8 protein-coding genes are annotated in these 9,659 nt (G+C 35.3%); 4 read left to right on the forward strand and 4 right to left on the reverse strand.

Features of this window, described 5'->3' with window-relative positions; translation table 11 throughout:
* Positions 1-51: 51 nt before the first annotated feature.
* The 3 genes from BFA01S_RS22590 to BFA01S_RS19070 all read right to left on the reverse strand — a co-directional run bounded on the left by BFA01S_RS22590 (position 52) and on the right by BFA01S_RS19070 (position 760).
* Positions 52-216 carry a hypothetical protein gene (locus BFA01S_RS22590; RefSeq protein ID WP_156483912.1) on the reverse strand — a complete coding sequence of 55 codons (165 nt, stop codon included), beginning with the start codon at positions 214-216 and terminating at the stop codon, positions 52-54.
* An 89-nt stretch (positions 217-305) separates the two neighbouring features.
* Positions 306-521, reverse strand: a complete 216-nt coding sequence (locus BFA01S_RS19065; RefSeq protein WP_066234563.1) for a hypothetical protein — start codon at positions 519-521, stop codon at positions 306-308.
* A gap of 11 nt (positions 522-532) precedes the next feature.
* A complete protein-coding gene (locus tag BFA01S_RS19070) occupies positions 533-760 on the reverse strand; it encodes a helix-turn-helix domain-containing protein (protein ID WP_066234566.1) in 228 nt (75 codons plus the stop codon).
* A 279-nt stretch (positions 761-1,039) separates the two neighbouring features.
* Between BFA01S_RS19070 and BFA01S_RS19075 the strand changes: the two genes are divergently transcribed.
* Both BFA01S_RS19075 and BFA01S_RS19080 read left to right on the forward strand, forming a co-directional pair.
* Positions 1,040-3,412: a 5'-nucleotidase C-terminal domain-containing protein gene (locus tag BFA01S_RS19075; RefSeq protein WP_169800512.1), complete on the forward strand. Its 2,373-nt coding sequence runs from the start codon at positions 1,040-1,042 to the stop codon at positions 3,410-3,412.
* Between the two features lie 205 nt (positions 3,413-3,617).
* Positions 3,618-4,904 (forward strand): trypsin-like peptidase domain-containing protein, encoded by a 1,287-nt coding sequence (locus BFA01S_RS19080; RefSeq protein ID WP_066234584.1) that lies wholly within the window; start codon positions 3,618-3,620, stop codon positions 4,902-4,904.
* Between the two features lie 53 nt (positions 4,905-4,957).
* Here the strand turns inward: BFA01S_RS19080 and BFA01S_RS19085 are convergent, their stop codons facing one another.
* Positions 4,958-5,887 carry a lysozyme inhibitor LprI family protein gene (locus BFA01S_RS19085; RefSeq protein ID WP_066234586.1) on the reverse strand — a complete coding sequence of 310 codons (930 nt, stop codon included), beginning with the start codon at positions 5,885-5,887 and terminating at the stop codon, positions 4,958-4,960.
* Positions 5,888-6,131: 244 nt separating this feature from the next.
* Here BFA01S_RS19085 and BFA01S_RS19090 point away from each other — a divergent pair, with 244 nt between their 5' ends.
* The gene (locus tag BFA01S_RS19090) at positions 6,132-7,517 is read left to right on the forward strand and encodes a S41 family peptidase (protein WP_066234588.1); all 1,386 of its coding nucleotides are present in this window, start codon (positions 6,132-6,134) and stop codon (positions 7,515-7,517) included.
* A 130-nt stretch (positions 7,518-7,647) separates the two neighbouring features.
* Entirely contained in the window at positions 7,648-9,627 is a 1,980-nt protein-coding gene (locus BFA01S_RS19095) for a hypothetical protein (protein WP_066234594.1), read from the forward strand.
* Positions 9,628-9,659: the final 32 nt, after the last annotated feature.

Here is a 9,659-nt window from a genome sequence, read left to right on the forward strand (position 1 = left end):
AAAACTTAATCTATTGGATTAGGTTTTTTATTTTTCAATTATTGTCTTGTTTTAATTATCGATTAACCAATCAAAAAAATGCTGAATATAACAAATAATAAAGACTGCACAAAAATTTTCAAGCCAATTAAATGTATTATGACGGTAATAATCCGAGAAAACTAAGATAACATATACTTCTATGAAAAAAGTAATATTCAAGTAGATAGGTTCCATTTATCTAACCCCCTAATGAATATTTTACATTATATGCATTAGTTTATAAAAATCCGCAGTGGAACGAAAAAAGAGCTTATGACAGCTCTTTATCCTACCGAATAATATTGATCTTTCAAATAGTGGAAGACGATAAGATCAAACTCTTTCATTGCTTCCATTTCGTCCTTCTTTGCTGATTTCATAGACTTTAATGATGTGTTATTTTTATCAAGCAGCATATATCCTTCATCTTTTACCCAAATTAATTCTAAGTGATCGAATGTTTTAATACTTTTAATCATATATTCTGTTGTGTTCTCCATTTTTCATCCTCCTAAATTTCAAAGAAATCATTCATTGTCTTGCTTTTATCAAATTTCCTGACCGTATCCATAATTTTTTTCATAACTTTAGGGCTGGGAATATAGTTTTTATCATTACAAAGCTTTGAAACTGTATTTCTTGATACTTTGCTGCTTTTGGCAAATTCCTCTTGTTCCATTCCTTGCCGATCGAGCCAGCTGCCGAACTTTGATCTGGGTTTCCTGAATCCCCACACCATCATAAAAACCTCCTAATTAAGTATGCACATGAGCATTCTTGACCGATTTTCGCAAAAATATTCACCTTTTTGTGAATCTTTGTGAAAGTGTCCGTTCGGTGTGGACCTATCTCATTTTTGTTAAAAGAAAAAAAATTAACTATATGTAAAGAGGATATTAAGCATTTCAATAGTATGTTAAATATATGTAAATTTTAGTGAATTTCACTTAGTAAAATATAGCTATATGATACTATTTTTATGAAGATGATTTTATTAGAATGGGAGAGTTGATTATAAATGAGTTACAAGAATAATAAGGGGAAAAAATTAATGGCTCCGGCTCTATTAGCTACAGCGATTGCTGCAAGTATAGCCCCGATTCAGGCAGATGCTTCAGCAGATGTAAGCAAGCTTGTGAACGAAGCTCAATTATCGGCAAATAACCTAATTAAATTTTATGATTTAACGAATCAAAAAGATATTTCCATTTCTAAAGAATTTGATAGCTCTTATAAGAAGGCGGCACAACATATAAAAACTGCCAAAGCAGCTGTTGAAAAGGTAAAAGATTCTTCCATTAAAGAGAAGTACATAGCCCAGCTTGAATTAGCGAGGGAGAAACAGCTAAAAGCTGCACGTGTAATAGATGCGATTAAAACCGGCAGTCAGTTAGCAGCTTCTGCAGAAAAATTAAATGAGTATGTTAAAGCTGAATCGCTGACTGCAGAAACAGTTGAATCTTATCATCAGCTATCAAAGGATATTAAAAAAGCGGAAGATGTTTTTAGTAAAGTGTATGGTGAAGGCAACCGTCATAAATTAAGAAGTACATTTTTAATTGAAGCAAAAATTGTTAGAGAAACAGTTATATATGAGGTATCTGGATTTACTTTGCAGGAGGAAATCAGCCAGTTATTTGAAGCAGGTAAAGTAGAAGAGGCAAAGGCTGCATTTGCAAAATTAACCCGTTTAGAGGATCGGGCGGTTGCAATAAAAGAAGCGGGAAATAAGATTTTCCCTGGAAAGTATCCTTCTTTAGCAAAAATGTCTGCAACATTAACAGAGCGTAAAAAGAAATTAGAAGATGTATTAGTAGATAAAAACTTTGAATTAGCAATTATGCATACGAATGACTCCCATGCGAATTTAGATCATGTTGCGAAAAAGGTGACGGCTGTAAAAGAGATAAGAGCGGAGAAGCCGAATTCACTTTTACTTGATGCGGGGGATGTGTTTTCGGGAACATTGTATTTTAATGAATTTAAAGGACAGGCAGACCTTGAATTTATGAATTTATTAAAATATGATGCAATGACTTTTGGAAATCATGAATTTGATCTTGGTTCGACACCAGAAGGACATAAAGGATTAGCTGACTTTGTAAAAGGAGCTAAATTCCCGTTTGTCAGTTCAAATGTTGATTTTTCTAAAGATGAACATTTAAAAGGTTTGTTTAAAAATACGATTACAAACGATCCGAAAACTGGAGAGATTTATAATGGTATTGTTAAGGAAGTAAATGGAGAAAAGGTCGGTATTTTCGGCTTAACGACAGAAGAGACGAAAGCTATTTCAAGCCCGAATCAAATTACTTTCAGCAATTACCTCACTGCAGCAGAGAACACTGTAAAAGAGTTTGAGAAACAAGGAGTTAATAAGATTATTGCTGTTACACATATCGGCTATGATGATAATCCAGCAGTTGATAACGATCTCCAGCTTGCAACAAAAGTAAAAGGAATTGATGTTATCGTCGGAGGTCATAGTCATACACAGTTATCTCAACCTACAGTTATTGATAAGGATGAGAATGGTGCTAAAAAAGATCCGACAGTCATCGTTCAGGCATTCCAATATAATGAGTATTTAGGAACATTGGATGTTGAGTTTGATAAGGATGGAAAGATTATCGGTGAAGCGGGTAAACTTATTAAAATCGCTGATAAGAAAGAAGATGAAGAAGCAGCAAACTTATTAAAGAAATATTCAACAAAAATTTCAGAATTAAAAAATAGACCAACAGGTGCGACAACGGAGAAAGAATTAGTGAATCCGAGAACAACAGCAGAAAATCCAGCGGCACCAAGCGTGAGAAACAGTGAAACAGAATTAGGAAATCTAATTACAGATGGCATGCTTGATAAAGCAAAAGCATATAATCCGGACACTGTTATTGCAATGCAAAACGGAGGTGGTATCCGTTCTAAGATTGATGCAGGGGAGATTACTTACGGTGATGTGTTAACTGTACTTCCTTTCGGTAACACGCTTGCAACGATGAAGCTGACAGGTGCGGAAATTATTCAAGCACTTGAGCACAGTGTACAGCAGGCTCCAAAAGAGAGCGGCGGATTTTTGCATGTATCAGGCTTAAAAGTGAAATACGATAGCAGCAAACAGGCTGGACAAAGAATAGTTTCTGTTGAAGTGGAAGAGAAGAAAGGGACATTCGCTCCATTAGATTCCAAGAAGGAATATGTTATAGCGACAAATGCCTTTACTGCAAAAGGCGGGGACGGGTTTGACGTATTTAAAAAGGCATATGAAGAAGGAAGGGTAACAGATTTAGGTTTAGCTGATTGGGAAAACTTAAAGGACTATGTTGCCAAAATAAAAACAGTCAGTCCAAAAATTGAAGGGCGTATTATAGATACTGCAGCTAAAAACTAAAGATTTACTATAGTCACGTAGAAACAGAGAGTCATTAGGCTCTCTGTTTTTATATGTATAATATAAATTCTCTTAATTATTTATATTTGTCTGCAATTATTACACTTGTTTTCCAGTTTTTATAAAGAATTAGATTGAAAGAATAGTTCATTTTTATTATCATTTAATTAGTTCAAAAGACTTATAAAATAGAGGAGGGATTTTCTTGTATTGTCCGAAATGCGGCACTCAGATGTCTGAACAAGCGAGATTTTGCTCTGGCTGTGGACATAAGAAAACAAAGGGTACAGGAAAATTATTAATAATTACAACGATTTTTGCGGCAATTGCTTGTATTGCTATTTTCAGCTTGCTTGGTGTGAAATTAAAGGAATTAATTCCAAAGCAGGAAACAGCAAATGAGGTTGTTAAGAAAAAAGAGGAAAACATAGCACAAACGAAGGGAGAGAACCCGCAGAAGCAGGCTGTCAGTTTGAAAAAGATGGAGCAGGTAGAAGCACCGAAAGATGTTTCTCAAATTATTAATGCTTCACAGGAGAAAGTATTTACTATTTTCACCGACATTGGACAGGGTTCAGGTTTTTTAATTAATAAAAAAGGTGATATTTTAACGAATGCCCATGTTGTAGAAGGCGATATAAATCCAGTAGTAAGAGCAAAAGACGGTACAGAATATGAAGGAAGGCTCATTGGATACAGTAATACAACTGATATTGCCCTTATTCGTGTGCCGGCACTTGCAAATCATAAACCGCTTCCGCTAGAAACTGCGAATTCAGTGAAAATCGGGGAAGAAGTCATTGCCCTTGGAAGTCCAAAAGGATATGAGAATACAGCTACTCTTGGAAACATAAGTGGTGTAAACAGAACATTTATCATTAATCCTTTTCATTATGAAGGTATTTATCAAACGTCAGCTCCAATTGCCCCTGGAAGCAGTGGCGGTCCGTTATTAAATAAGAAAGACGGAAAAGTAATTGCGATTAACTCTGCCCGGGACAGCAGTGAAGTTAATATCGGTTTCAGTATTCCGATTTATAAAATCATTGGAACAGTGAACGAATGGGTTAAATCTCCAATGGCAGAAGATAATATTTTTTCATTGTTCTATTATGAAGAAGGCGTTTATTATTATAATGACTATGCAGACGATGCTGGCTATTTTGAAGGCGGGGATTATAATGAGGACTACTACGAATATTATGAGTATCCATATGAAGAGGCCCCTGCTGATGAAAGCTATGAAGAATATGGAAGTAGTGAAAGTGAATACAGCGAACCTGAATATAGTGAGCCTGATTATAATGAAGAAGAATCTTATGTAGAACCGTATGAAGAGGAAGAACCTTCTTATTATGAAGAAGAACCACATGAAGAGATGCCTGTTGATGAAAATGATCTATCAACAGAGGAGGATATTCAACAGGGTCAATCAATAGATACGGAAACGGATTTGCCATTAGAAAATGAAGCATTAGAAGAACAGCCATAATTATTAGAGATAGAGAGTCATAGTTTTGACTCTCTATCTCTTTTTTCTATAAGCTATTTCATATAATTATTAACAAGCTCATAGCATCTTTCCCTCGTCATTTGTCCAAGTGTTGATAAATATTGGACACCTGCAAATGAACCGCCTTCAAAACTTGCTGCAGATTCGTCCGCTTGTTTATCTCTATTCTTTATCCACTGTCGCTGCTCATTCCGAAGCTTATTCATTTCTAAAGCGGACAGCTGTTTTTTTAATTCCCCATAAATGTCGTTCAGAAGAGTATCCCATCTCTTATAAACTTCTGCCTCCGCTTCTTTGAAATCATATGTAGTTCCACTTTCGTACAGATGATCTAAATCACCAAAGCTGGATTCTACTTTTGCAAGTTTTTGCAAATATTCGTTCTTCTTGCTAGTGCTCTCTGTTTCCTTCTTTTTCGGTTGTGCCACTGTTTCCTTAGCTTTGCTTTGCAGACCGGCCTTTACTGAAGCTGATAGTTCATTCACCTTTTGCTGTTCATTTTCAAGTGATTTCTCTTCCTTCAGCTGCTCCAGTCGTTTTTCTGCTTCTGCATAGTTCTGTTTATTTATAAGTGCTTCAATTTCTGCTAATTGATCATGTACCTTGCTCTGTTTTTCTTTATTGTCTGCAGCTGTTCTTTTATATTTCTCCAGTTCTTGCTTTAAAGGAGGCAACAGGTCCGTTCTTTTTAAAAGCTGGTCAGCCTTCTCTATGGAAATATCCCATTCTTTTTTATCATTTGCCTCGTTCACTTTTTTAAATAAAGTTAATTGTTCATAAGCTTTACCTGCTTCTTGATCTTCTGGTTTTTCATCCAATGCAAGCTGAAAGGATGCTGCGGCTTTATCAAATTCTTCCTTTTGCAGTGCAGCATAGCCTTGTTTCATAGCTTTATCATATGTATTATCCCCGCATCCTGATAAAAACAGGATCATTAGTATTAAAATTATCGAATACTTCATATAAACCTCCTAAAATATTGAATTTTTAATCTTAGTATATCATATTAATTGTTCTTTTTTGGAAGAATGAGTGGAATTGATAGAAATGCAAAATCTATTCCTTAATATTAAAGTGTAATTAATTTTTGAGAGCTTGCTTATATATTGAAAAAATCGTCGATATATAATACGGGGTGTGATTTATGGTGGACTTATATAACCAAAATATGCATCCTATAATTCCTGAGGGAAAGGTAGAAGAGAAATGAAGAAATTTAAGAGTTTATTATTATTAATAATTGCTGTAACACTTGTATTCTCTCAAGTGCCGGCAGTATTAGCGGCTGAGCCGATTGATGAAGTACGTGATTTAATTAAGGATTATTATGTAGAAGAGGTTCCGTTATCTGTATTATCAAAGCCTTCTATTAAAGAAATAACAAAAGAGCTAGACCCTTACTCTGTGCACATGACCAAGGAAGAATTTGATCGGTTTATGAATTCTATAAATCAGAAACTTACCGGTATTGGTGTTGTGCTTGAAGAACATGAAAAGGGAGTTAGAGTTGTGCAGTCAATTCCTGCTGGTCCTGCTGATCAAGCTGGTTTGCGTGCCGGTGATATTATTATAGATGTTAATGGAATGAGTTTAGCAGGTAAATCAGCGCAAACAGCAGCTTCTTATATGACTGGTGAGGCCGGTACATCTGTATCTATCAGCTTTTTACAGCAAGAGACGGGACTCGTATTAACAAAAACGATTATCCGTAAGGAAATTTCTCTGCAAAATGTAGAAATAAAATGGCTGGGAGGAAATATTGGATATATTCGTCTTAACAGCTTTTCTGAAGATGCAGCTGAACAACTGCAAAAAGGGATCCAAACATTAGATAGAGCGAAAGGATTTATATTTGATTTAAGAAATAATGGTGGAGGATATGTTTCAGCGGCACAGGAAGCTTTAGGATTGTTTCCAAATGTAGGGTTCGCTTTCCAGTTAAGAGAGCGTAATCAAGAGCCGGAAATATATGAAGCATTGGAACAGGATATCCAGTTTTCAGCACCTGTACATGTTCTTGTAAATAAAAATACTGCAAGTGCCTCAGAAATGCTGTCAGCTTCTATAAAAGAACAAAAGGGTGCTATATTGTACGGACAGAAAACCTATGGAAAAGGATCAACACAGTTCTTTTTTAATTTAAGTGATGAAAGTGTTTTAAAATTAACAACGGCTAAATTCTACTCACCAAATGGAACTGAAATTAACCATGTTGGTGTAACACCAAATATTACAACAGAAGTAGGAGAAGAGCTGGCTGCTGCCCATAAAGATCATTTAATAAAAATGTACAGCAGCTATAAGAAGCTTCCGACATTGGCTGAAGTTCCAGTGACTAAGACTTTTACAATTACAATGAACATGGATATGAATTGGAACGCGGCTAATATGAAAAATATCAAACTTATTCATATTGGCGGTGAAGAAAAGGAAATTACTATCCAAAAGATAGATGATAGAAAAATAAAAGTAATACCTAAAGAGCCGTTACTATCTAAAGCGAAATATATACTCGTTATTAATCCGAATTGGAAAAGTAAGAATAATCGGGAAATGAAATCGGGTAGTTATGTAGAAGTGAGTGTAAAGTAGAAACTATTCTCTAATGAGGGAATAGGAACAAGGAACCTTTTGTTAATTGATAGAAAAGAGAATTTTATAGTAAAATAGAATCATATTTGCATAAATATAAAAAGTATATGGGTTTTCAGGGGGAAAGAGAATGACAGGCAAAAAAATAACCAGCTTTCTTGTTTTCATGCTGATAGCTGTATTATGTTTCTCATCAGCTTCTTCATCAGATGTACAAGCAGCTGGTACAAAATCGGGTGTGATTAATTTAGGGGCGCAGCTCACAAATATAAATGTATCTACGGCAACATTTGGAACGAATAGCAGTGGAGAACCATTAATGTTTTCTATATTACAAGGGCTGCCAGCGAGATTAATTGTCACAAATCTGGATACAAAGGAATTAGTTGATTCCCAGCCGTTAATAGGTGCAACGACTGGATGGTCCATTCAGCAAGGTGAGACAGGAGTCTATTATATTGGAACCACACCTAATGAATTATTATTTAAATATGAGGTTAATAGAAAGAAGCTGACAAAGGTAGGCAAAGCAACAACAAAAGACAGTACGGTTATCTGGGATATGGATTATGCCGCTAATCATAAGACTTTATACGGTGTATCATCTTATGAGGCAAAGGTTTTTAAATATGTAGACGGTAAAGGCTTCTATGATTACGGGACAATCAGCAAAGGGAAAAAGGATGCGAAAAGTGTTGCTTATTCTCCTAAAAATAATTCTTTGTTCATTGGAGCAGGCTCACCGGTTGAGTTAATCGCATTTGATCTTAAAACGAGGAAAACGCAATCGATCTTACCGAGTCAGTATAGAAAAGAAAAAGAAATCCAAGCAATCAGCGTTGCAGATAATCTTCTATTTGTTAAATTGAATCCAAGTACTAAAATTCTTTGTTTTGATGTGAATACAAAAAGGTTTTTAGGTGAATTTACTGCAAGCTCTTTTGGCGTTTCAGCAAAATCACCGGTTGAGAATGTTATTTATTACGGATTTAATCAATCGATTTATTCTTACAATCTTAAAACAAAAGAGAGAATAGAAGTGGTTAAAGGACAAGTTCCCGGTACGATTGTTTCTTTCAGTTTTATTAAAGATAGAAACAATGATTATAAGTTAGTTGGAAAGCTCGGGAGTAATGAAAGATATTTTACTTATGATCTTAAATCAAAACAGTTTAAGCATGATATGATGCAATTGCCGCCACAGCCGATTGAACTTTATCATATTGGAACAGACCGGGATGGCAATGTTTACAGCAGCGGTTTTTTAAATGGAAGCATGGGAATTTATTTATCAAGCAAGAACAAGACAGAAAGAAAAGGACCGACTGGACAAGTGGAAGGAATGGCTTACTTAAATAATAAAGTGTATTTAGGAGTTTATCCTGAAGCGAAAATTATTGAACACAATTCATTAAATGACAGTAATCAAAATATTTTCAGTCTGAAGCAATATGGACAGGATCGGCCTACAGCGGTATTACATCTGCCTAATACGAATAAACTTTATATTGGTACAACTCCAAGATCAGGCATAAGAGGCGGTGCTTTAGCAATTTTAGATGTTAATACGAAGAAAGCAACTGTTAAAAATCAGTTTATTGCAGATCAAAGTATTGTATCTTTAGCTTATTCAGGAAAGCAGAAACTAGTATATGGAGGAACATCTATTTTTGGTAAACCGAATGTAGATCCGGCTAAAACAAATGCGAAGTTATTTACAGTACCTGCGGGACAAGCTAATGCTAAACCGACAGTACTTAATTTACCATTTAAAAATATCCGTTTCTATTCAGCGCTGACTGTTGCCAAAGATGGAACAGTTTGGGGATTAGCTGATGAAATTTTATTTGCTTATAACCCTGCCAAAGGTGTTGTTTACAATAAAGCTATCGTGAAGGATGTTTCGGGGCATACTCCAAACGGCTCTTTATTAATTGGAAAAGACGGCTCCATATACGGAGCAGTAGAGGGAACGATGTTTAAGCTGAATCCTAAAGATAATAAATTAACTTATCCACGTAAGGAAAAAAATGTGAAGCAACTGATTCAATCACCAGATGGCACACTCTATTTCCATGATGGAGTTAACCTTTGGAAATATTCTATTTAATCAAGTGAAACTTCCATCAGTGGGAGTTTTCC

This window comes from Metabacillus fastidiosus NBRC 101226 (genome assembly GCF_001591625.1).
GTDB lineage: Bacteria > Bacillota > Bacilli > Bacillales > Bacillaceae > Metabacillus > Metabacillus fastidiosus.

What these genes read in the sequence shown, in the direction of transcription:
- BFA01S_RS19065 (WP_066234563.1), bottom strand. Translation starts at nt 521, where the DNA reads ATGGAGAACACAACAGAATATATGATTAAAAGTATTAAAACATTCGAT.
- BFA01S_RS22590 (WP_156483912.1), bottom strand. Translation starts at nt 216, where the DNA reads ATGGAACCTATCTACTTGAATATTACTTTTTTCATAGAAGTATATGTT.
- BFA01S_RS19075 (WP_169800512.1), top strand. Translation starts at nt 1,040, where the DNA reads ATGAGTTACAAGAATAATAAGGGGAAAAAATTAATGGCTCCGGCTCTA.
- BFA01S_RS19070 (WP_066234566.1), bottom strand. Translation starts at nt 760, where the DNA reads ATGGTGTGGGGATTCAGGAAACCCAGATCAAAGTTCGGCAGCTGGCTC.
- BFA01S_RS19085 (WP_066234586.1), bottom strand. Translation starts at nt 5,887, where the DNA reads ATGAAGTATTCGATAATTTTAATACTAATGATCCTGTTTTTATCAGGA.
- BFA01S_RS19090 (WP_066234588.1), top strand. Translation starts at nt 6,132, where the DNA reads ATGAAGAAATTTAAGAGTTTATTATTATTAATAATTGCTGTAACACTT.
- BFA01S_RS19095 (WP_066234594.1), top strand. Translation starts at nt 7,648, where the DNA reads ATGACAGGCAAAAAAATAACCAGCTTTCTTGTTTTCATGCTGATAGCT.